The 23,202-nt window shown below is 59.8% G+C and carries 18 protein-coding genes; 2 read left to right on the forward strand and 16 right to left on the reverse strand.

Translation table 11 applies throughout. The features are described from left to right. Nucleotides 1-207 precede the first annotated feature (207 nt). The 16 genes from CKW19_RS25465 to leuC all read right to left on the reverse strand — a co-directional run bounded on the left by CKW19_RS25465 (nt 208) and on the right by leuC (nt 18,784). Nucleotides 208-984, reverse strand: a complete 777-nt coding sequence (locus tag CKW19_RS25465) for an SDR family oxidoreductase (RefSeq protein ID WP_095060885.1) — start codon at nt 982-984, stop codon at nt 208-210. Further along, nucleotides 981-2,192, reverse strand: a complete 1,212-nt coding sequence (locus CKW19_RS25470; protein ID WP_095060887.1) for an O-succinylhomoserine sulfhydrylase — start codon at nt 2,190-2,192, stop codon at nt 981-983. The genes CKW19_RS25465 and CKW19_RS25470 overlap by 4 nt, the downstream gene beginning before the upstream one ends. Before the next feature lie 73 nt (nt 2,193-2,265). Next, the gene (purF, locus tag CKW19_RS25475; protein ID WP_095060889.1) at nt 2,266-3,771 is read right to left on the reverse strand and encodes an amidophosphoribosyltransferase; all 1,506 of its coding nucleotides are present in this window, start codon (nt 3,769-3,771) and stop codon (nt 2,266-2,268) included. 41 nt (nt 3,772-3,812) lie between these two features. Beyond that, on the reverse strand, nt 3,813-4,373 hold the full coding sequence (locus CKW19_RS25480) for a CvpA family protein (RefSeq protein ID WP_095060891.1): 561 nt from the start codon (nt 4,371-4,373) through the stop codon (nt 3,813-3,815). A gap of 98 nt (nt 4,374-4,471) precedes the next feature. Further along, complete coding sequence (locus tag CKW19_RS25485; protein ID WP_095060893.1) at nt 4,472-5,143, reverse strand: SPOR domain-containing protein; 672 nt, start codon at nt 5,141-5,143, stop codon at nt 4,472-4,474. After that, a complete protein-coding gene (gene folC / locus CKW19_RS25490) occupies nt 5,127-6,434 on the reverse strand; it encodes a bifunctional tetrahydrofolate synthase/dihydrofolate synthase (RefSeq protein WP_095060895.1) in 1,308 nt (435 codons plus the stop codon). Before folC ends, CKW19_RS25485 begins: the two co-directional genes overlap by 17 nt. Next, the gene (accD, locus tag CKW19_RS25495) at nt 6,431-7,351 is read right to left on the reverse strand and encodes an acetyl-CoA carboxylase, carboxyltransferase subunit beta (RefSeq protein WP_095060897.1); all 921 of its coding nucleotides are present in this window, start codon (nt 7,349-7,351) and stop codon (nt 6,431-6,433) included. The genes folC and accD overlap by 4 nt, the downstream gene beginning before the upstream one ends. A 226-nt stretch (nt 7,352-7,577) precedes the next feature. Continuing rightward, on the reverse strand, nt 7,578-8,204 hold the full coding sequence (locus CKW19_RS25500; protein WP_095060899.1) for a phosphoribosylanthranilate isomerase: 627 nt from the start codon (nt 8,202-8,204) through the stop codon (nt 7,578-7,580). A 63-nt stretch (nt 8,205-8,267) separates the two neighbouring features. Next, complete coding sequence (gene truA, locus CKW19_RS25505; RefSeq protein ID WP_095060901.1) at nt 8,268-9,092, reverse strand: tRNA pseudouridine(38-40) synthase TruA; 825 nt, start codon at nt 9,090-9,092, stop codon at nt 8,268-8,270. 249 nt (nt 9,093-9,341) lie between these two features. After that, entirely contained in the window at nt 9,342-12,026 is a 2,685-nt protein-coding gene (locus CKW19_RS25510; protein WP_095060903.1) for a FimV/HubP family polar landmark protein, read from the reverse strand. A gap of 206 nt (nt 12,027-12,232) precedes the next feature. Beyond that, on the reverse strand, nt 12,233-13,243 hold the full coding sequence (locus tag CKW19_RS25515; protein WP_095060905.1) for an aspartate-semialdehyde dehydrogenase: 1,011 nt from the start codon (nt 13,241-13,243) through the stop codon (nt 12,233-12,235). A 248-nt stretch (nt 13,244-13,491) separates the two neighbouring features. Further along, on the reverse strand, nt 13,492-14,604 hold the full coding sequence (gene asd / locus CKW19_RS25520; RefSeq protein WP_095060917.1) for an aspartate-semialdehyde dehydrogenase: 1,113 nt from the start codon (nt 14,602-14,604) through the stop codon (nt 13,492-13,494). A gap of 66 nt (nt 14,605-14,670) precedes the next feature. Next, nucleotides 14,671-15,753 (reverse strand): 3-isopropylmalate dehydrogenase, encoded by a 1,083-nt coding sequence (leuB, locus tag CKW19_RS25525; protein ID WP_095060919.1) that lies wholly within the window; start codon nt 15,751-15,753, stop codon nt 14,671-14,673. 51 nt (nt 15,754-15,804) lie between these two features. Continuing rightward, complete coding sequence (locus tag CKW19_RS25530; RefSeq protein WP_095060921.1) at nt 15,805-16,572, reverse strand: class I SAM-dependent methyltransferase; 768 nt, start codon at nt 16,570-16,572, stop codon at nt 15,805-15,807. 137 nt (nt 16,573-16,709) lie between these two features. Beyond that, the gene (gene leuD / locus CKW19_RS25535) at nt 16,710-17,354 is read right to left on the reverse strand and encodes a 3-isopropylmalate dehydratase small subunit (protein ID WP_053157879.1); all 645 of its coding nucleotides are present in this window, start codon (nt 17,352-17,354) and stop codon (nt 16,710-16,712) included. Between the two features lie 11 nt (nt 17,355-17,365). Continuing rightward, the gene (leuC, locus tag CKW19_RS25540; protein ID WP_095060923.1) at nt 17,366-18,784 is read right to left on the reverse strand and encodes a 3-isopropylmalate dehydratase large subunit; all 1,419 of its coding nucleotides are present in this window, start codon (nt 18,782-18,784) and stop codon (nt 17,366-17,368) included. Between the two features lie 147 nt (nt 18,785-18,931). On the opposite strand from leuC, the gene CKW19_RS25545 reads away from it, so the two are divergent. Together CKW19_RS25545 and CKW19_RS25550 are read left to right on the forward strand one after the other, a co-directional pair. Further along, entirely contained in the window at nt 18,932-19,822 is an 891-nt protein-coding gene (locus CKW19_RS25545) for a LysR family transcriptional regulator (protein WP_095060925.1), read from the forward strand. Between the two features lie 65 nt (nt 19,823-19,887). Next, entirely contained in the window at nt 19,888-23,166 is a 3,279-nt protein-coding gene (locus tag CKW19_RS25550) for an EAL domain-containing protein (RefSeq protein WP_095060927.1), read from the forward strand. Nucleotides 23,167-23,202: the final 36 nt, after the last annotated feature.

The raw sequence follows: 23,202 nt of genomic DNA on the forward strand, positions 1-23,202 counted from the left end.
CTGCGACCTGAAAGACCTGCTTGGCAAGATCGACCGCCACTGTCGTACAGGCCGACACATCGGTTGAAGACAGGGACTGTTTAAGCGTCGTATTCTTTTTCATGGACTCGCCCTCGCTGCCGTTGGCTTCTTAGACTGCCACCGTGGCGCATTGACGCCTCGGCGTGGGCGAGTCCATCCAATTACGGTTGATCAGATCCGCCAGCGTCACTCGCTGTAGATCATTTTCTTGGTCATACCGCCGTCGACCACAAACTCCTGGCCCGTAACGAACCCTGCGTTCCTGGACAACAGCCACGCCACCATCGCCGCCACATCCTCAACCGTCCCCACCCTGCCCGCCGGATGCTGGGCATGATCGGCATCAGTCAGTGGTTCGGCACGGCGTGCCGAAGGGTCGCGCGCATCGATCCAGCCAGGGCTGACGGCGTTGACCCGAATCTCCGGGCCCAGGCTGATTGCGAGCGCGTGAGTCAGGGCCAGCAGGCCGCCCTTGCTCGCCGCGTAAGCCTCTGTGTCAGGCTCCGACTGCCCGGCACGGGTCGAAGCCAGATTGACGATCGCCCCGCTGTGAGCGCGCAGGTACGGCGCACAGTGCTTGGCCAACAACATCGGCCCACTGAGGTTTACCGCCAGCACACGATTCCAGTAGGCCAGATCAAGGCTTTCCAGAGTGATGTTGTGCGGATCCGCAACCGCGGCGTTACAGACCAGCGCATCAAGACGCCCGAATTGGCCCAACACCTCGGCAACACCGAGTGCCACCTGCCCTTCGTTCGAGACATCCATGGCAATGAACCAGGCGCTATCACCCAGGACCTTCGCCACTTTCGACCCGCGCTCGCGGTCCAGGTCCGTCAATACGACTTGCCAGCCTTCGCTGATCAGCCAGGCGGCAATCCCCAAGCCAATACCTCGCGCCGCACCGGTTACCAGTGCGACACGACCATTGGAGCCAGCGGACGGCGTGGACAACTCGATCACAGCGCAGCCAGACCGCGTGCCAGATCGGCTTGCAGATCGGCCACGTCTTCGAGGCCGACAGCAACGCGAATCAGACTGTCACGAATACCGGCTGCTTCACGCTCTTGCGGCGCCAGACGTCCGTGCGAAGTTGTGCTCGGGTGCGTGATGGTGGTTTTGCTATCGCCCAGGTTGGCGGTGATCGAAATCAGTCGCGTGGCGTCGATAAAGCGCCAGGCGCCCTCTTTGCCACCCTTGACCTCGAAACTCACCACCGCCCCGAAACCCTTCTGCTGGCGCAAGGCCAACTCGTGCTGCGGATGGCTCTTGAGCCCGGCGTAATGGACTTTCTCGATACCGTCCTGCTGCTCCAGCCACTCGGCCAGTTGCTGGGCGTTGGCGCAATGCGCCTTCATCCGCAGGTTCAACGTTTCCAGGCCCTTGAGGAAGATCCAGGCGTTGAACGGGCTAAGCGTTGGCCCGGCAGTGCGCAGGAAGCCGACCACCTCTTTCATCTGTTCGCCACGACCTGCAACGACGCCCCCCATGCAACGGCCCTGACCGTCGATGAACTTGGTGGCCGAGTGCACGACGATGTCTGCGCCCATTTTCAGCGGCTGCTGCAATGCCGGCGTGCAGAAACAGTTGTCGACCACCAGCATCGCGCCTTTGGCGTGAGCGATTTTCGACAGTTCCGCGATGTCCACCAATTCAGCCAGTGGATTGGACGGCGACTCGACGAACAGCAATTTGGTATTGGATTTGATCGCCGCGTCCCAACCGGACAAGTCCGCCAGGGCTACGTAATCGACTTCGATGCCGAAACGCTTGAAGTACTTCTCGAACAGGCTGATGGTCGACCCGAACACGCTACGCGACACCAGCACGTGATCGCCAGCGCTGCACAGACTCATCACCACCGCCATGATCGCGGCCATGCCGGTCGCGGTGGCCACGGCCTGCTCGGCGCTTTCCAGCGCGGCAATGCGCTCTTCAAAGGCGCGCACGGTCGGGTTGGTGTAGCGCGAGTAAACGTTACCCGGCACTTCGCCAGCGAAACGCGCAGCGGCGTCGGCGGCGGTACGGAATACGTAGCTGGAGGTGAAGAACATCGGATCACCGTGTTCGCCTTCCGGCGTGCGGTGCTGACCGGCACGTACGGCCAGGGTATCGAACGCTACGCCTTCGAGGTCGCTGTCCAACCGACCGGCATCCCAATCCTGACTCATGCTGTCACTCCTTTCCCTATTCTCGTAGTTTAAAAGCCAGATACAAAACCGGCCCCTCAGGGCCGGTAATTACTCAGTTGTTGTACAGATCGATGATCGCACTGACTGCCTGCGTCTTGACCTTGGAGGCATCGTTGCGTGCCTGCTCGATCTTGTTCAGGTAAGCCTCGTCGACGTCACCGGTGACGTAATGGCCGTCGAACACCGCACAATCGAACTTGTCGATCTTGATCTTGCCGCCACCGACCGCTTCGATCAAGTCAGGCAAGTCCTGATAGATCAGCCAGTCGGCGCCGATCAGGTCGGCCACGTCCTGAGTGGTACGGTTGTGGGCGATCAGCTCGTGAGCGCTCGGCATGTCGATGCCGTAGACGTTCGGGTAGCGAACAGCCGGGGCCGCGGAGCAGAAGTAAACGTTCTTGGCGCCGGCTTCGCGGGCCATCTGGATGATCTGCTTGCAAGTAGTACCGCGAACAATGGAGTCGTCCACCAGCATCACGTTCTTGCCGCGGAATTCCAACTCGATGGCGTTGAGTTTCTGGCGTACGGATTTTTTCCGTGCTGCCTGGCCCGGCATGATGAAGGTCCGGCCGATGTAGCGGTTCTTCACGAAGCCTTCGCGGAATTTCACGCCCAAGTGGTTCGCCAGCTCCAGGGCCGCGGTGCGGCTGGTGTCCGGGATCGGGATGACCACATCGATGTCGTGCTCCGGACGCTCGCGCAGGATCTTCTCGGCGAGTTTCTCACCCATGCGCAGACGAGCCTTGTAGACCGACACGCCGTCGATGATCGAGTCCGGACGCGCCAGGTAGACGTGCTCAAAGATGCACGGCGTCAGGGACGGGTTGGTCGCGCACTGACGGGTGTAGAGCTTGCCCTCTTCAGTGATGTAGACCGCTTCGCCCGGTGCCAGGTCGCGAATCAGGGTAAAACCGAGCACGTCCAGGGAAACGCTTTCCGAAGCGATCATGTACTCGACGCCTTCGTCGGTGTGACGCTGGCCGAATACGATCGGACGGATGCCGTGCGGATCGCGGAAACCGACGATGCCGTAGCCGGTGATCATCGCTACAACGGCATAACCACCGACGCAACGGTTGTGCACATCAGTGACGGCAGCAAAAACGTCTTCTTCGGTTGGCTGCAACTTGCCGCGCTGGGCCAGTTCGTGCGCGAACACGTTGAGCAGCACTTCCGAGTCGGAGTTGGTGTTGACATGGCGCAGGTCAGATTCGTAAATCTCCTTGGCCAGTTGTTCAACGTTGGTCAGGTTACCGTTGTGCGCCAAGGTGATGCCGTAAGGCGAGTTGACGTAAAACGGTTGCGCTTCGGCCGAAGTCGAGCTGCCCGCGGTCGGGTAGCGCACATGGCCAATGCCCATGTGGCCAACCAGACGCTGCATGTGACGCTGCTGGAACACATCACGCACCAGGCCGTTGTCCTTGCGCAGGAATAACCGGCCATCATGGCTGGTCACGATACCGGCAGCGTCCTGGCCGCGGTGCTGGAGCACGGTTAGCGCGTCATACAGCGCCTGATTGACGTTCGACTTACCGACGATACCGACGATGCCACACATGCGACGCAACCCCTACTTAATGGATCTGAACTGAACACTGCTCACTGAGGCGTTTTGGCCATCGGCAAGAGGTGTTCCTTGAACGGTATTTCAGCGGGTACGCTGATACCGCTGGCAAGCCACTGACTGCTCCACCCGAGAATCAGGTTTTTGGACCAGTCGGCGACCAATAGAAATTTTGGCACGAGCTGTGATTCTTTCCACCACCCGTCCTGCTGTACCGGCCCCAGGCTCAACAGCCCGACAGCAATAACCACCAGCAACACACCGCGTGCGGCGCCGAAGGCCATGCCGAGGAATCGGTCGGTCCCGGAAAGCCCGGTGACGCGTACCAATTCGCCGATAAGATAATTGATCATTGCGCCTACGATTAACGTGGCGACAAACATGATGGCACAGCCCGTGATTGTACGAGCCGATGGCGTTTCGATGTATCCGGCGAGGTACTCGGACAATGAGCCACCAAACATCCAGGCAACGACTCCTGCGATGATCCAGGTCACCAGCGACAAAGCTTCTTTGACGAAGCCGCGGCTCAGACTGATCAATGCGGAGATGGCGACGATAGCAACGATCGCCCAGTCAACCCAGGTAAATGGCACAGTGCAGCCTACAGACGGATAAGGCGGCGCATTTTAGCAGAGCCCATGCTTATCGGTAAGCTGCGATTGTCAGTGCATTTCAAATAGGAGCGATAGTTTTAACCGCGCTCTGGCTGAAAGCGCACGACGAACCCCTTGAGGTTCTGTTGACGGCTGAGCAAGTCACGCAGGCGATCCGCTTCGGCGCGCTCGATCAACGGCCCGACAAACACCCGGTTTTTGCCGTCAGCAGCACGAATGTAGGCGTTGTAACCCTGGCTACGCAGGGACTTTTGCAGTTTTTCCGCGCTTTCACGACTGGACAGGCTGGCCAGTTGCACCGACCAGCTGACCGACAGCCCATTGGCATCGACGCGGCTTTGTGTGGTGTCTGGTTTGCTCGGTGCCGTGGTGATCGGCTGAGCAGGCGCAGTAGCAGGCTTGGCGGCCAACGCTGGATTCGGGGCCAGCGCAGGCGCTGCCGATTTGACCGCGGGAACCGGCGCCACTGGCGCACTCGGTACAGCCGGCACAACAGGCGTTTCCTGCTGAGCGATTTCGTCATCGCTAGGCACCGGCTCTTGAGGCAATGCTTGCGGCTCAGGCACCACCACTGGCTCCACTTGTACCTGGGGCATCGCCGGAGCCTGTGGTGCCGACGGAGCGTCAACCGTCACCGAACGCTGTTCATCCTGACGGGAAAACAGCATGGGCAGAAAAATCACCGCCAGCGCTACCAGCACCAGGGCGCCGACCATACGCTGTTTGTATGCTTTATCCAGCAATGCCATTTGCCGCTTCCTCCGTGGAGCGCCGGGCCAGCCATTCAAGGGCCTCGGCGACACAATAAAATGATCCGAACAACAGGATTTCATCGTCGTTCGTTGCTTGCGCGCACTGCCCTTCCAGGGCGGCGGCCACACTGTCGTAACACGTTACCGACGCGCCAAGGCTCTGTAACGCGCCCTGCAACTCAGCAACCGGCCGAGCGCGCGGAGAATCCAGCGGCGCAACGGCCCAGTGCTGGACACTAGCACTCAACTCACCGACAACACCATCCAGATCCTTGTCCGCCAGCAGCCCGAACACCGCCAGGCGCTTGCCAACCGGAGGACGACTCGCCAGACGACGGGCCAGATACTCCGCCGCATGGGGGTTATGCCCTACATCCAGCAACAAATTCAGGCGTTTACCCTGCCAGTCGATCTCACGACGGTCCAGACGACCAACGACACGCGTCGCTTGCAGCGCCTTGACAATCTGCGCATCCACCCAAGGCAAACCGAGCAACAGGTAAGCCTGCAGAGCCAGCGCGGCATTCTCCATCGGCAAGTCGAGCAACGGCAGATCGTGCAACTCAACCACACGACCTTGAGCATCAAGACCGCGCCATTGCCAGTTGTGATCGGTGACACCCAGATCAAAATCACGCCCACGCAGGAAAAACGGGCAGCTGAGCTCGCGCGCTTTATCCAGCAGGGGTTGAGGGGGATTCAGGTCACCACAGAGTGCAGGCGCGCCCTGGCGGAAAATGCCGGCCTTTTCGAAGGCCACGGATTCGCGGGTATCACCCAGATAATCCGCATGATCGACGCCGATACTGGTGACCAGCGCAATGTCGGCATCCACCACGTTGACCGTGTCCAGACGCCCGCCCAGACCGACCTCCAGCACCACTGCATCGAGCGCTGACTGTTGAAACAGCCAGAATGCCGCGAGCGTGCCCATCTCGAAATAAGTCAGGGAGGTTTCGCCGCGACCCGCTTCCACCGCAGCAAAGGCTTCACACAGCTGCGCGTCAGTGGCTTCGACGCCATCAACCTGCACCCGCTCGTTGTATCGCAGCAGGTGCGGAGAGTTGTACACCCCGACTTTCAGGCCCTGCGCCCGCAGCAATGACGCCACGAAGGCACAGGTAGAACCCTTGCCGTTGGTGCCGGTGACGGTGATCACCCGAGGCGCCGGCTTGCCCAGTCCCATGCGGGACGCTACCTGTTGCGAACGCTCCAGGCCCATGTCGATGGCCGAAGGGTGCAACTGCTCAAGGTAGGCGAGCCATTCGCCAAGGGTGCGCTCGGTCATACGTTGGCAGGTACCGGTGGAACCACGATCGGCTCAATAGGTGCAGCGACGAATGTCGGCGTCGGCAGGCCCATCATTTGCGCCAGCAGATTGCCCAGACGCGGACGCAGCTCCTGACGGTGAACGATCATGTCGATGGCACCGTGCTCCAGCAGGAACTCGCTGCGCTGGAAGCCTTCCGGCAGTTTTTCGCGAACGGTCTGCTCGATAACACGCGGACCGGCAAAACCGATCAGCGCCTTCGGCTCACCGACAATCACGTCGCCCAGCATCGCCAGACTGGCGGAAACACCGCCGTAGACCGGATCGGTCAGCACGGAGATGAACGGGATGCCCTCTTCACGCAGACGCGCCAGCACCGCGGAGGTCTTGGCCATTTGCATCAAGGAAATCAGCGCTTCCTGCATTCGCGCACCACCGGAAGCGGCGAAGCAGATCATCGGGCAGCGTTTTTCCAGGGCGTAGTTGGCGGCGCGAACAAAACGCTCACCGACGATGGCGCCCATCGAACCACCCATGAAGGAGAACTCGAACGCCGAGACCACAACCGGCATACCCAGCAAGGTACCGCTCATGGAGACCAGGGCGTCTTTTTCGCCCGTCTGCTTTTGTGCAGCGGTCAGGCGATCCTTGTACTTCTTGCCGTCGCGGAATTTCAGGCGGTCAACCGGCTCCAGGTCCGCACCCAGCTCGGCACGGCCTTCGACGTCGAGGAAGATGTCGATACGGGCGCGGGCGCCGATACGCATGTGATGGTTGCACTTGGGGCAAACATCCAGGGTCTTTTCCAACTCGGGACGATACAGCACCGCCTCGCAAGACGGGCATTTGTGCCAAAGACCTTCAGGCACCGAGCTCTTCTTGACCTCGGAACGCATGATCGAAGGGATCAGTTTGTCTACTAACCAGTTGCTCATGCTTTCTTTCTCCAGTACCGGTGGCCCGAACGCTCTGGTTCGCAACCCCGTGTATGCCCTTGAGCTAAATTCATGTGTACGGCGATGATCGAAGGGTCGCCACGGTCAGCGCGAAACATGACCTGCGTGCAACCCCGAAAACCCTCAGCCTTGCCTGCTTTGTGCAAGTGCAGTTAAAGACGGCGGCAGTGTGCCAGCCGTCACATCGACAAATCGCAGCCTCGTTTCACGAGACAGCTCCTACGGCTGCCTTGATGAAGGCGCGAATCTTTGCATGATCCTTGATGCCTTTGCTTGCCTCTACCCCGCCGCTGACGTCCACGGCATAGGGCCGAACCCGCGCCACGGCTTCTGCGACGTTATCGGGCGTAAGGCCACCGGCCAGGATAATCGGCTTACTCAGGCCTTGCGGTATCAAAGACCAGTCGAACGCTTCACCGGTTCCCCCGGGAATGCCTTCGACATAGGCATCGAGCAAAATTCCGCTGGCACTCGGGTAAGCATTACAGGCTGCCGCAATGTCATCACCGGCCTTGACCCGCAGCGCCTTGATGTAGGGTCGGTGCCAGCTTTCGCAGTCCGCGGCGACTTCATCGCCATGAAACTGCAGCAGGCCCAACGGCACCGCATCGAGGATTTCCCCCAATTCGCAACGGCTGGCATTTACGAACAAACCGACAGTGGTCACGAACGGCGGCAGCGCCTGGATGATCGAGCGCGCCTGCTGGAACGTCACTGCCCGGGGGCTCTTGGCATAGAACACGAATCCAATGGCATCCGCCCCGGCCTCGACGGCTGCCAACGCATCTTCTATGCGGGTAATCCCACAAATCTTGCTGCGAACGGCTGACATGTCGGCACAACTCCAAGACAAATCCGGGAAAGTCCCGGATGGTAGCAAAAGCGTTCGAGGGCGTCAGCCGTCAAGTTCCGAGAAACCGGTCAAGAAGTGTGGACCGATGTAACGCTCGGGCAACTCGAATTCGTCGCGATACTCGACCTGCACCAGGTAAAGACCAAACGGATGCGCCGTCACCCCGCCGGAACGGCGTATACGACTTTCCAGCACTTCTTTCATCCACTCCACCGGACGCTCGCCGGCGCCAATCGTCATCAGCACGCCGGCAATGTTGCGCACCATGTGGTGAAGGAACGCGCTGGCACGAATATCCAGCACGATCATCTTGCCGTGGCGCGTGACGCGCAGGTGATGAAGCTCCTTGATCGGCGACTTGGCCTGACACTGACCGGCGCGAAAAGCGCTGAAATCATGGGTGCCGACTAAATACTGAGCCGCTTCGGCCATGCGTTCGACGTCCAGCGGACGGTGGTTCCAGGTGATTTCTTCATTCAGATGCGCGGGACGAATCTGATCGTTGTAAATCACGTAGCGATAGCGCCGGGCGATCGCCTTGAACCGCGCATGGAAGTGCGGCGGCATAACCTTGGCCCAACTGACGCTGACGTCGTGGGGCAAATTGATATTGGCGCCCATGACCCAGGCCTTCATCGAGCGCTCGACCTGCGTATCGAAATGCACCACTTGTCCGCAGGCGTGCACTCCGGCATCCGTACGACCGGCACAAAGCAGCGACACCGGGGAGTCGGCGACTTTGGACAAGGCGTTTTCGAGGGTTTCCTGCACGGTGAGCACGCCAGAGGCCTGACGCTGCCAGCCACGATACCGCGAGCCTTTGTATTCCACGCCCAACGCGACCCGGAAAAAGCCGTCGGCCGCCATTTCGGCGGCCGGATTATCTATATTTGCCAAGGAGTGACAGCCTGCTGATTGACGCAAAGGTGGGCATTATAAGGCGCTCGGGCGGGGATGCCAGAGTTGGTCGACTGAAGATCGAAAGATCGCAGCCTGCGGCAGCTCCTACAAAAAAGCATGCAATCCCCTGTAGGAGCTGTCGCAGGCTGCGATCTTTTGACTCAACAAACAAAAACGGCAGCCTCAATGGCTGCCGTTTCATTTGCAACGATTGACTCACACCAGACGCGAAAGCATTTCCTCGGCTTCGCTCTTCTGACCGGCATCGCCTTCCGTCACCACCTCATTGAGGATGTCCCGGGCGCCGTCGTTGTCACCCATGTCGATGTAGGCCTGGGCCAGATCGAGCTTGGTAGCGACTTCATCAGTACCCGACAGGAAGTCAAACTCGGGTTCCTCGTCAACTGTGGCCAGAGCATCGTCCACGGTGAAGCTCGGCTCACTGATGCTCTGGGACAGGCGATCCAGTTCGGCGTTGACGTCGTCCAGCTCGACGGCAAAGGCGTCCGGCGCATCTGCAGCTTCCGTGGCGTCCATTTCGTCAGCCAGTGACAGATCAAAGTCAGATGGCAGCTCCAGGTCGTCCAGCGGTGCTTCAGCAACCGCTGGAGCGTCAACCGACGGCAGATCTTTCACCCCTTCGTCGAGATCCAGCAAGAAGTCGTCTTCAGCGAGAATGGCTGGCGTTGGCTCCGCCCCCAGATCCAAATCCAGATCGAAGTCTGCCAGGTCGTCGAGGTTGTCCCTGATATCGGTCTGCTGCTGCAATACCGACTCAAAGCTCAAATCGTCATCCCGCGGGAATTCTTCCAGCTCGCCCAGGGTCGCATCCGGCTCAGGTTGTGTCGCTGGAGCAATGTTTTCGAAGTCATCGAGACTCAGGTCGAAGGCGCTGTCGAGACCATCTTCGGCCGGGACCGGAGCAGCCGGCGCCGGTGTCACGTTTTCGAGATCGTCCAGGCTCAAGTCGAAAGCACTGTCGAGATCGTCATCAACGGCGGCCGGTGCTTGCGGCTCATCCAGCAGCAGATCCTTGACGTATTGCGCGTCCAGTTCGGCGGTAGCCGCGGCGGCGGCGATTCCACCGGCAGCAACCAGTACCATCGCCGGGAAGCGGCTTTTCAGCTTTTCAACCTGGGCGTAGTTGTCGCCATTGGCCACCAACTGACGTTCCTGCGCAACGAACGCATCGCGGTCGCCTTGCTGGCCGTAGACTTCCATCAGTTTCAAGCGCACATCGCTGCGCTGGGGCTCTTGCTTGACGCCGTCTTCCAGCAACGCTGCGGCCTGATTCAGGCGACCGGCGTTGATGTGCGATTGCGCCTGACCCAGCACATCATCGGAACGCTCGGCAGACGGTGCAACCAACGGCGCAGCGATTGGCGTGGTCATCACAACCGGTGCAACCACTGGCGCAGGAGCAGGTTTCGGTGCAGTCGCCAGTTTCACACTTGGCGATGGAACCTCAAGACCTTCAAAGCTGCTTTCCGGCAGATCAAGGTCAGCCGAAAACGGCTGTTCTTCAGCCAGCGCACGGGCCATGCGCAGATGTTTTTCAGCTTCTTGCTGGGCTTTGCGGCGACGAGCCAACAACAGCAGCAGAAGCAGAAGCACTACAGCGCCACCACCCATCAGGCCGAGCAGTAATGGGTTGGTCAGCAGTTCGTTGAATTTTTGATCGTCGGATGTGGCTGCTGGCGTTTCGACGGGTGCCTGCGTTGGAGCCGTCGCCTCAGGCGCAGCTACAGCTGGCGTCGGGGCTGGAGCAGTCTGCGATGGCGTTGCCGCGGGATCGGCAGCCAGCTCAGCCGACATCGCTGGCGCTGTGGCAGCCGGTGCGCCCGCAGCCCCTTCGGCCTGCAACTTGGCCAATTGATTGTTTTTCAGCTCGATCAGGCGTTGCAGCTTGTCCAGCTGACTTTGCAAATCGGTCATGCGGCTTTTCAGTTCAGCGTTGTCACGACGCGTCGTGTCGAGGCTTTCCTGGGTTACCGCCAACTTGTTGTTTAAGGCTTTGGCATCACCGGCCGCACCTTTGCCAAGGTTCTTGCCGGATTCGGCAGACACCAGGCTCAGCTTATCGGTGGCCGCCTGTTTCGGAGCATCTTCACCGCGGGCGCGATGGGTGGCGTCGATCTGCTGCTGCCCTGCCCCTGGCTTGGCGACGTAACGACGGCCCTGACGCCATGCGGTGTTCTGGGCTGCCACTTCGGCGATGGCTTTGGATTGCGGCAAACCGGTGCTCTGCGCCTGATCCGGCAGGCGCAACACCTGGCCGGTTTTCAAGCGGTTGATATTGCCATCGATGAACGCATCCGGGTTCAAGGCCTGGATGGCCAGCATGGTCTGCTGGATCGAACCGCCGTTACGCGCCTTCGCAGCAATTTCCCAGAGGGTATCGCGTGGCGAGGTGGTGTGCTGGGACGGTTTGGTCGCACCGGTGACAGGCGCGGCAACCGTAGACGTCGGTTGCGCAGCCGCTTCAGCGGTTTGTGGTGAGAATTTGGACGGATCGAGCAACACGCTGTAATCGCGCAACAGACGGCCGTTCGGCCACATCACCTGCACCAGGAATTTCACCATGGGCTCGGAGAGTGGTTTGCTGGAGGTCACGCGCAGGATGCTTTTGCCGCTGGCGTTGAGTACCGGGGTGAAGGTCAAGTCGTTGAGAAACGCCTGGCGGTCGACACCGGCCTTGGCGAAATCGTCAGGCGAAGCAAGGCTTGGCACCACTTCGGCAACGGTGAGGTCCTTGACATCAAGCAGCTCGATTTCCGCAACCAGCGGCTGGTTGAGCGTCGATTTCAGGGTCAGCTCCCCGAGCCCGAGGGCATGCGCCATACCGGAGGACAGCGCCGAGGCGGCCGCTATTGCTAACACCAGTTTGCGAACTTGAACCATTAGTTCATCCTTAGTTTGAACATTCCTCGGCCAGCGAGAAGGTATTGATAGTCGCTGCCGCAAGGCATTGCGCGCAACGGCGAAGGTCGTCGCGCGCGGTCATTTCATTGTTGCTCCGCAAAGCCACGCAGAGTGGCTCTGCCGTCAGCATTCGGGCAAGCATAGGCTCGCCCGGAAACATTCGACAATTTGTAGCAAAGTATCTTTTACAGCAGGTCTTTTATCAACAACTCAGCCAGTTGCACAGCGTTGAGCGCAGCGCCTTTGCGTACGTTATCTGACGTCAGCCACAAATTAAGTTCCGACAGGTCGTCGATACCCTGGCGAACCCGACCAACGTAGACCACATCCTGCCCCACCGCATCGCCAACCGGGGTCGGATAATCGCCGGCTTCCACCAGCTCGATACCCGGCGCGTCTTCCAGGGCTGCGTTCACCTTCGCCAGGTCGATATCACTTGCCGACTGCAGGGTCACATTAAAGCTATCGCCAAAAAACACCGGGGCTTGAATGCAAGTGACAGAAATCTTCAACGACGGCAGGTTCATGACCTGGCGAAGTTCACGTACCAGCCGCTTTTCCAGCAGCGTATGGCCCTGATCATCCGGCTTGCCGACTTGTGCCAGCAGGTTGAATGCCATCTGCCGATCAAAGAACTTCGGTTCAAGCGGGCGCACATTGAGCAGTTCGGCGGTTTGCCGCGCCAGCTCGCTCACCGCTTCGCGGCCCTGGGCAGACACCGCGAGGCTGGCGGTCAGATTGATACGTTGCAATTCCATCAAGCTCAGCAACGGTGCAAGCACTACCGCCAGGGTGGTGGCCGATGGACTCGGGCTGCTGACCAGGAATGGCTTTTTCAAGTTGGCCAGTACCTGTGGATTGGCTTCCGGCACCACTTGCGGCGCTTGTTCGGCCGACAAGGCTCCGGACAGATCAATCACCGAGCAACCGGCAGCACTGGCGCGCGAAGCGAAACTCAGGGTTACCGCCGGGCCTGCGGCAAAAAATACCAACTGCACTTTGCCGAAATCGAATTCATCGACTTCGCGCACACGCACGTTCTTGCCACGAAACGGCACTGAGCTGCCGGCGGATTCGCTGCTGGCCAGCAAGTGCAGGTTACCGATTGGAAAATCGCGCTCTTCCAGAATCTGCACGAGCGTTTCGCCGACAGTACCGGTGGCGCCGATCACGGCGATATCAATGGTCTGGCTCATGGGTTTTACCTCTGGCGAAACGGGGGGAGCGGCACTTTACCGGGTGGGTGGCACACAGGCAATTTCCGCAGGGGGTTATGCGGCGCCGATGAGATCGCCATCGCCAGCAAGCCGGCTCCTACAGGTGTGAGTAAGCTCATCATTGTAGGAGCCAGCTTGCTGGCGATGGCGGCCTGACTGGCGACACAACTCCCATAAAAAAACCCGCACCTCTTTCAAGGCGCGGGTTCTTTCATTGCATCAATCGATCAACGCTCAAGCAGGATCCGCAGCATGCGACGCAGCGGTTCGGCCGCGCCCCACAGCAACTGGTCGCCGACGGTGAATGCACCGATGAACTGCGAACCCATGTTCAGCTTGCGCAGACGACCCACCGGCACGTTCAGGGTACCGGTGACCTTGGTCGGGCTCAGTTCCTGAATGCTGGTCTCGCGGTTGTTCGGCACCAGCTTGACCCAAGGGTTGTGCTGGCTGATCAGCCCTTCGATATCGGCGATCGGCACGTCTTTGTTCAGCTTGATGGTCAAAGCCTGGCTGTGGCAACGCATGGCGCCGATGCGCACGCAGATGCCGTCGACTGGAATCGGGCTCTTGAAGCGACCGAGAATCTTGTTGGTCTCGGCCTGGGCCTTCCACTCTTCGCGGCTCTGACCGTTCGGCAATTCCTTGTCGATCCACGGGATCAGGCTGCCGGCCAGTGGTACGCCGAAGTTTTCGGTCGGGTACGCGTCGCTGCGCATGGCTTCGGCCACACGGCGGTCAATGTCGAGGATCGCGCTGGCCGGATCGGCCAGTTGATCGGCGACAGCGGCGTGGGTCGCGCCCATTTGCTTGATCAGTTCACGCATGTTCTGCGCGCCGGCACCGGAGGCCGCCTGATAAGTCATGGCGCTCATCCACTCCACCAGGCCAGCTTCGAACAGGCCACCGAGGCCCATCAGCATCAGGCTGACGGTGCAGTTGCCGCCGATGTAGTTCTTGGTGCCCGCGTCCAGTTGCTGGTCGATGACCTTGCGGTTCACTGGATCCAGAACGATCACCGCATCATCCTGCATACGCAGGCTGGAAGCGGCGTCGATCCAGTAACCCTGCCAGCCGGCTTCACGCAGTTTCGGGAAGACTTCGCTGGTGTAGTCGCCACCCTGGCAGGTCAGAATCACATCGAGGGTTTTCAGCTCTTCAATGCTGTAAGCGTCTTTGAGCGGAGCAATGTCCTTGCCCACGGACGGGCCTTGGCCACCGACATTGGAAGTGGTGAAAAACACCGGCTCGATAAGATCGAAATCCTGCTCTTCCAGCATCCGCTGCATGAGCACGGAACCGACCATACCGCGCCAACCGATCAGACCTACACGTTTCATCGCAACTACACCTTCTTGAAATGTGGGCCGCTGCTTTGTCTTGAATTTGGCAGCGGGCCCGAGAGATTACAGATTCCGCAGCGCGGCGACTACTGCGTCACCCATTTCCTGCGTACCGACTTTAGTGCAACCTGCCGAATAAATGTCACCGGTGCGCAAGCCCTGATCCAGCACCAGGCTGACGGCTTTCTCAATGGCATCGGCTGCAGCCTGCTGATTGAAGCTGTAACGCAGCATCATCGACACCGACAGAATGGTCGCCAGCGGGTTGGCGATGCCTTTGCCCGCGATGTCCGGCGCCGAACCGTGGCACGGCTCGTACATGCCCTTGTTGTTGGTGTCCAGGGACGCCGATGGCAGCATGCCGATGGAACCGGTGAGCATCGAAGCCTGGTCGGACAGGATGTCGCCGAACATGTTGTCGGTGACGATCACGTCGAACTGCTTCGGTGCACGCACCAGTTGCATGGCGGCGTTGTCGACATACATGTGGCTCAGTTCGACTTCAGGGTAATCCTTGGCCACTTCCTCGACAATTTCACGCCACAGTTGGCTGGAGGCCAACACGTTGGCTTTATCCACCGAGCAGAGCTTCTTGCCACGGACCATGGCCATGTCGAAACCGACACGGGCGATACGGCGAATTTCGCTTTCGCTGTACGGCAGCGTGTCGTAGGACTGGCGCTCGCCGTTTTCGAGGGTGCGGGTACCGCGTGGCGCGCCGAAGTAGATGCCGCCGGTCAGTTCACGAACGATCAGGATATCCAGGCCGGCAACGATTTCCGGCTTCAGGCTGGAAGCCTCGGCCAGTTGCGGGTAGAGGATTGCCGGACGCAGGTTGCCGAACAAGCCCAGTTGCGCACGGATTTTCAACAGACCGCGCTCAGGGCGGATGTCACGTTCGATGGCATCCCATTTCGGGCCGCCAACGGCACCCAACAGCACGGCATCGGCCGCACGGGCACGTTCCAGGGTCTCGTCGGCCAGTGGCACGCCGTGCTTGTCGATGGCAGCGCCACCGATCACGTCGTGGCTCAGCTCGAAGCCCAGGGCGAACTTGTCGCTGGCCAGCTCCAGCACCTTGACCGCTTCGGCCATGATTTCCGGGCCAATACCGTCACCTGGGAGAATCAGAATCTGCTTGCTCATGCTTTCCTCATGTCATCAGTCGGTGCGCCCATGGACGCACCCGGAAAAATTCTATCGCTCGGCCATCAGTACCAGTACATCGGTACTGAACGAACCATCAGCCTCAATCTCAAAATATTCGCGCACTTCGTTGCCCATCGACTGCTGCAACTCGCGGATCGCCGCGCGCATCACTTCAGGCGTGCGCATGCGTTCGACCCAGCTGCTGTACTCCAGGCGCAGGCGCTGACGAGTGGTACTGCGGGTGTGCAGTCCCGCCTCGCTGACCTGGCGCAACCACTCGCCGGCGGAATAATCGCGCACATGGCTGGTGTCGCGCAGCACTTCGACGCTTTGCAGGTAAGTGTCGAACAACGGGCTGCCCGGTGACAACACGTCGATGAACGCGGCGACGCCACCCGGTTTCAACACCCGACGCACTTCGCGCAATGCCAGGCCGAGATCACTCCAATGGTGCGCCGAATAACGGCTGAAGACGAAATCGAATTCGCCATCGGCAAACGGCAGACGCTCAGCGGCACCATTGACCGTGGACACATTGTTCAAGCCACGATCGATGGCAGCGGCCGTCACCACGTCGAGCATCTGCTGCGACAGGTCGTAGGCCACCACTTCTTTCACCAACGAGGCAACGTGAAAACTCACGTGACCGGCGCCGCAGCCCAGGTCCAGAATCCTGGCATCGCCCTGCCCCGCCAGCTCAGCCTGTAGCAGCGCGAACTCGGTACCTTGAGCGTGAACGGCGCTGCTCAAGTAGGCCGAAGCCTGTTCACCGAATTGCTTTTGGACTACCTGGTTGTGCTGGGCGGTGCTGGTCATGGGGACTTCCTTTTTGGGGTTTAGCCTGGTGTTGTCTGGGCGGGCCTCTTCGCCGGCAAGCCAGCTCCTACAGGGGAATGCGTTTCAACTGTAGGAGCTGGCTTGCCGGTGATGGCGTCATTACGCCTTACACAAAATCACGCGTCGCGAAACAACCAAGGCTGGCTCGCACGATGCTTGGCCTCAAACGTCGCAATCGCATCGCCGTCCTGCAAGGTCAGGCCGATATCGTCCAGGCCGTTGAGCAGGCAATGCTTGCGGAACGCATCGATTTCGAAGTTCAACACCTTGCCGTCAGGGCGAGTCACGGTCTGGGCTTGCAGATCGACCTGCAACTGATAGCCCGGATTAGCCTCGACCTGCTGGAACAGTTCATCGACTTCGGCGTCGCTCAAGATGATCGGCAGCAAGCCGTTCTTGAAGCTGTTGTTGAAGAAGATGTCGGCGTAGCTCGGCGCGATGATGCTGCGGAAACCGTACTCTTCCAGTGCCCACGGCGCGTGTTCACGGCTGGAACCGCAACCGAAGTTTTCACGGGCCAACAGTACGCTGGCGCCTTGATAACGCTCGGCATTAAGGACGAAGTCCTTGTTCAACGGGCGCTTGGAGTTGTCCTGATACGGCTGCCCTACATCGAGGTAGCGCCATTCATCGAACAGGTTCGGGCCGAAACCCGTGCGCTTGATCGATTTCAAGAATTGCTTCGGGATGATCTGGTCGGTGTCGACGTTGGCACGATCCAAAGGCGCGACAAGTCCAGTGTGCTGGGTAAAAGCTTTCATGCTGCGCTCCTTTAGATCAATTCACGGACGTCAATGAAACGACCGTTCACAGCGGCGGCCGCGGCCATGGCCGGGCTGACGAGGTGGGTACGGCCACCGGCGCCCTGACGGCCTTCGAAGTTACGGTTAGAGGTCGACGCGCAATGCTCGCCGGACTCCAAACGGTCCGGGTTCATCGCCAGACACATCGAGCAACCCGGCTCGCGCCATTCGAAACCGGCTTCGAGGAAAATCTTGTCCAGACCTTCCGATTCGGCCTGCGCCTTCACCAGACCCGAGCCCGGCACCACGATGGCCTGCTTGATGGTCGAAGCCACTTTGCGGCCCTTGGCGATCACGGCCGCAGCGCGCAAATCTTCGATCCGCGAGTTGGTGCAGGAACCGATGAACACGCGGTCGAGCTGGATGTCGGTGATCGCCTGGTTGGCGGTCAAACCCATGTATTTCAAGGCGCGGACGATGGAATCGCGCTTGACCAGGTCCATTTCCTTCGCAGGATCTGGCACGTTCTGGTCTACCGCCAACACCATCTCAGGCGAAGTGCCCCAGCTGACTTGCGGTTTGATCTGGGTCGCATCGAGCTCGACCACAGTATCGAACCTGGCATCAGCGTCGGAGACGAGGTCCTTCCAGGCTTCGACGGCCAAATCCCATTCCGCGCCTTTCGGGGCGAATGGACGGCCCTTCACGTAAGCCACGGTCTTTTCGTCAGCGGCCACCAGGCCTACGCGAGCGCCGGCCTCGATGGACATGTTGCAGATGGTCATGCGGCCTTCGACAGACAGGTCGCGAATGGCGCTGCCGGCAAATTCGATGGCATGGCCGTTACCGCCGGCGGTGCCGATCTTGCCGATCACCGCGAGGACGATGTCCTTGGCGGTCACGCCGAACGGCAATTGACCTTCGACGGACACCAGCATGTTTTTCATTTTCTTGGCGACGAGGCACTGAGTGGCGAGCACGTGCTCGACCTCGGAGGTGCCGATACCGTGAGCCAGAGCGCCAAATGCGCCGTGGGTCGAGGTGTGGGAGTCACCGCAGACCACAGTCATGCCCGGCAAGGTCGCGCCCTGCTCAGGGCCAATAACGTGGACGATACCCTGGCGGATGTCGTTCATCTTGAACTCGACGATGCCGTATTCATCGCAGTTGTCGTCGAGGGTCTGAACCTGCAAACGCGAGACCTGGTCGACAATCGCCTCGATGCCGCCCTTGCGCTCCGGGGTGGTCGGTACGTTGTGGTCCGGGGTCGCGATGTTGGCATCGATGCGCCATGGCTTGCGCCCGGCCAGACGCAGGCCTTCGAAGGCTTGCGGCGAGGTCACTTCGTGAATGATGTGACGATCGATGTAGATCAGCGCAGAGCCATCATCGCGCTGCTTGACCAAATGCGAATCCCAGAGCTTGTCGTAGAGCGTTTTGCCGGCCATCAGACGGTTCCTCATCAGCTTGTTTCTATGCCCCGGGCCTTGAAAGTCTCAATAACCCTTTGGCTTGTGAGGCTGATCCTATGGGGTTACATTAAATAACTCAAATTCATATTTTTTATGCTTTGGATAACCAACTGGAATACAACCATGGACCTGGCCAATCTCAATGCCTTTATTGCCATCGCCGAGACCGGAAGCTTCTCCGGTGCGGGCGAACGGCTGCACCTGACTCAACCGGCGATCAGCAAACGCATCGCCGGGCTGGAGCAGCAATTAAAGGTGCGACTGTTCGATCGACTGGGCCGCGAGGTCGGGCTGACCGAGGCTGGCCGCGCCCTGTTGCCACGGGCGTATCAGATTCTGAATGTCCTCGATGATACGCGCCGCGCCCTGACCAACCTCACGGGCGAAGTGACCGGTCGTCTGACCCTGGCCACCAGCCACCACATTGGCCTGCACCGCTTGCCGCCCTTATTAAGGGAGTTCACCCGACGCTATCCCGAGGTGGCGCTGGATATTCAGTTCCTCGACTCAGAAGTCGCCTACGAGGAAATTCTCCACGGCCGCGCTGAACTGGCTGTCATCACCCTCGCGCCGGAACCCCACACACTGGTCAAAGCCACGCCTGTATGGGACGACCCGCTGGACTTCGTGGTTGCCCCGGAGCACTCACTCCTCAACAACGGCAAGGTCACCCTCGCGGACATAGCCCGGCATCCCGCCGTTTTCCCCGGCGGCAACACCTTTACCCATCACATCGTGCAGCGCCTGTTTGAAGCCCAAGGCCTGACGCCCAACATCGCCATGAGCACCAACTACCTGGAAACCATCAAGATGATGGTCTCGATCGGCCTGGCCTGGAGTGTTTTACCGCGCACCATGCTCGACGATCAGGTGGCGAGGATACCTTTGCCGGGCATACAGCTCACTCGCCAGCTAGGCTATATCCTGCACACCGAACGGACATTGTCGAATGCTGCCCGGGCTTTCATGGCCCTGCTGGACGCCCAACTCGATCTGCCAGGGACTCAAGGCTAAATTGTGCTAAGCCTATAAAGCCGCGAACACCTGTGCCAAACGCCCATTCAGCCTAAGGCTTGCCAATGCCGAAATCTGTTGACCGTATTCCGCCGATGCCGCGTATACAGGCGATTGACCCTAAAAACTCGGAGCAGAGTTGGGAAAGTGCCTCGCAATTGCTGGCCGCACTTAACGGCGCGCACCTGGGTGCCTGGTATTGGGACATTGAACGCGGGCAGATCAGTTGGTCACGAGGCACACAGGCGTTGTTCGGCTTCGACCCCCGCCGACCGTTGCCGGCGGACATGGAATACCTCGACCTGCTACCCCCGGAAGACCGGGCGAAAACCATTCGTGCGTTCCATGCGGTGATCGCCGGCGCGCCACTGGAACAGGCCATGCACCACCGGATTCGCTGGCCCGATGGCAGCTTGCACTGGCTGGAAGTCAGCGGCAGCCTGTTGCCGGACAAGCACGGCCGGCCACGCATGATTGGTGTGATCCGCGAGATCACCCAACAGCGCCAGCGCGAGCACGCGCTGAGCAGCTCGGAAAAACGCTTCGCCACGCTGTTTCATCTGTGTCCGAACATGGTCCTGCTGACCCGCCAGGAAGATGGCCTGATCACCGAAGCCAACCAGTATTTCGAAAGCCTGTTCGGCTGGCCGGTACAACATGCGATCGGCCGCACAACGCTGGAACTGGGCCTATGGGTGCACCCTGAACAGCGGGCAGAACTGGTCAAGGCCACCAAGGCCAAAGGCGATCTGGTCAGCATGGAGGTGCAATTTCGCGCCAGCAACGGGCAGATTCACGACGGCATCCTCAGCGCCCAGAAGGTCGAACTCGAAGGCCAGCCGTACTTGCTGAGCACCTTCCTCGACACCACCGAACGAAAAATCGCCGAACACGCCCTCAAGGACAGTCAGGAACGCCTTGACCTGGCCCTGGACTCGGCGCAACTCGGCACCTGGGATTGGCACATTCCCAGCGGCATGCTCTATGGCTCGGCACGCGCGGCTCAACTGCACGGGATGGAAGCCATACCGTTCCATGAGTCCTTTGACGATTTTTTCGAAGGGGTACCGGGCGAAGAACGCGACACCATGCGCGACGCCTACCGCAGCCTGCGCGAAGGCCCGGCCGGCAACTATCAACTGACCTATCGTGTGCAACTGTCGGACGGCAGTTCACGCTACCTGGAAAGCCGAGCCCGCCTCTATCGGGATGAAAACGGTGCGCCATTGCGCATGGCCGGCACCCTGCTCGACATCACGGATCAGGTTGAACGCGAACAGAAACTGGTGGCCTCCGAAGAGAAGTTCGCCACCCTGTTTCAAGTCAGCCCAGACCCGATCTGCGTCACTCGCCAGGACACCGGCCACTTCATCGAGATCAATTCCAGTTTCACCCAGACTTTCGGCTGGAACACCGCCGACGTGATCGATCGCAGCGCCGATGAAATCGGCCTGTGGGATGCCTCGGCCCAAAGCTTGCGACGCATCGAACAAGTCATCCGCGAACAAGACCTGAGCAATGTCGCGATACAGGTCCAGCACAAGGACGGACAGTCACTGACCTGCGTGATTTCCAGCCGCCAGATCAGCGTTGGCGAACAGCCCTGCATCGTCACCACATTGCGCGACATCACCCAGCAACAGCGCTCGGAAGCGGCACTCAAGGCCAGCGAAGAGAAGTTCGCCAAGGCGTTCCACTCCAGCCCCGATGCCATCACCATCACCGAGCGCGACACCGGCTTCTATCTGGAGGTCAACGACGGCTTTTGCCGCTTGACCGGTTACCGCACCGAGGACGTGGTGGGCCGCACGGTCTATGAGGTCGGGATTTGGGCCGAAGAAAAACAGCGGTCGGGTTTGTTGGCCGAATTGCACACCAAGGGCCGGGTCCATCACCGGGAAATGCTCGCACGCAACAAGCGCGGTGAGTTGCTGACCGTCGAAGTCTCGGTTGAGCCGATCACCCTCAACGAAACCGCATGCCTGTTGCTGACCGCGCGGGACGTCAGCCTGCTGAAAAATGCCGAAGCGCAAATTCGTCACCTGGCTTACCACGACCCGCTGACCAACCTGCCCAACCGCGCACTGCTGATGGATCGCCTGAGCCAACAGATCGCCCTGCTCAAACGCCACAATCTGCGCGGCGCGTTGATGTTCCTTGACCTCGACCACTTCAAGCACATCAACGACTCCCTCGGTCATCCGGTGGGCGATACCGTGTTGAAAATCATCACCGCCCGCCTTGAGGCGAGCGTGCGCATGGAAGACACCGTCGCACGCCTGGGCGGTGATGAATTCGTCGTGCTGCTCAGCGGCCTCGAAGGTTCGCGCAGCGCAGTCAGCGATCAGGTGCGGGAACTGGCCGACACCCTGCGCGAACTGCTATCCGAACCGATGTTCCTCGACGGCCATCGCCTGCAGGTGACACCGAGTATCGGCATTGCTCTGATTCCTGATCACGGCTCGACACCAACGGACCTGCTCAAACGCGCCGATATCGCGCTCTATCGAGCAAAAGACTCGGGGCGTAATACCGCGCAGATGTACCACAACACCATGCAGAAGGCCGCGAGCGAACGCCTGCGCCTGGAAACCGACTTGCGCTTGGCCCTTTCCCGAGGCGAATTTCGTGTGCATTACCAACCCCAGATCGACGCCCGGGGCGACCGTATCGTCGGTGCCGAGGCATTGCTGCGCTGGACTCATCCGGAACTCGGTGCGCAATCACCCAACGAGTTCATCAAAGTACTGGAAGACAGTGGACTGATTCTTGAGGTCGGCAACTGGATCCTCAATGAAGCCTGCCTGGCGTTCAAGAAGTTGGTCGATAAACACCTGGTGGACCCGCATCGGTTCAGCCTGTGCGTCAACATCAGCCCCCGTCAGTTCCGTCAGAACGATTTTGTCGAACGCGTCGAAAGCAGCCTCACCAGCCAAGGCCTGCCCTGCTCGATACTGAAACTGGAAATTACCGAAGGCATCGTCATCCAGAACCTGGAAGACACCATCAGCAAAATGCGCCGCCTGAAAAAACTCGGCGTGAGCTTCGCCATGGATGACTTCGGCACGGGGTACTCCTCGCTGACCTACCTCAAGCGCCTGCCGGTCGACACCTTGAAAATCGACCAATCTTTCATCCGCGATGCGACCAGCGACCCGAACGACGCCGAAATCATTCGCGCTATCGTCGCGATGGCCCGCAGCCTGGACTTGAAAGTGATTGCCGAAGGGGTGGAAACGGCGGAGCAGCTGGAGTTTCTGCAAGGGCTGGAATGTCACTTCTATCAGGGGTATCTGCACAGCCAGCCGCTGCCGGTTGAAGAGTTTCAGAAATTACTGAAATGATCCCTACAAAGAACAGGTACAAAAAAGGGCGCCGTT

This window comes from Pseudomonas sp. Irchel s3f7, assembly GCF_900187615.1.
In the GTDB taxonomy this organism is placed as follows: Bacteria; Pseudomonadota; Gammaproteobacteria; order Pseudomonadales; family Pseudomonadaceae; genus Aquipseudomonas.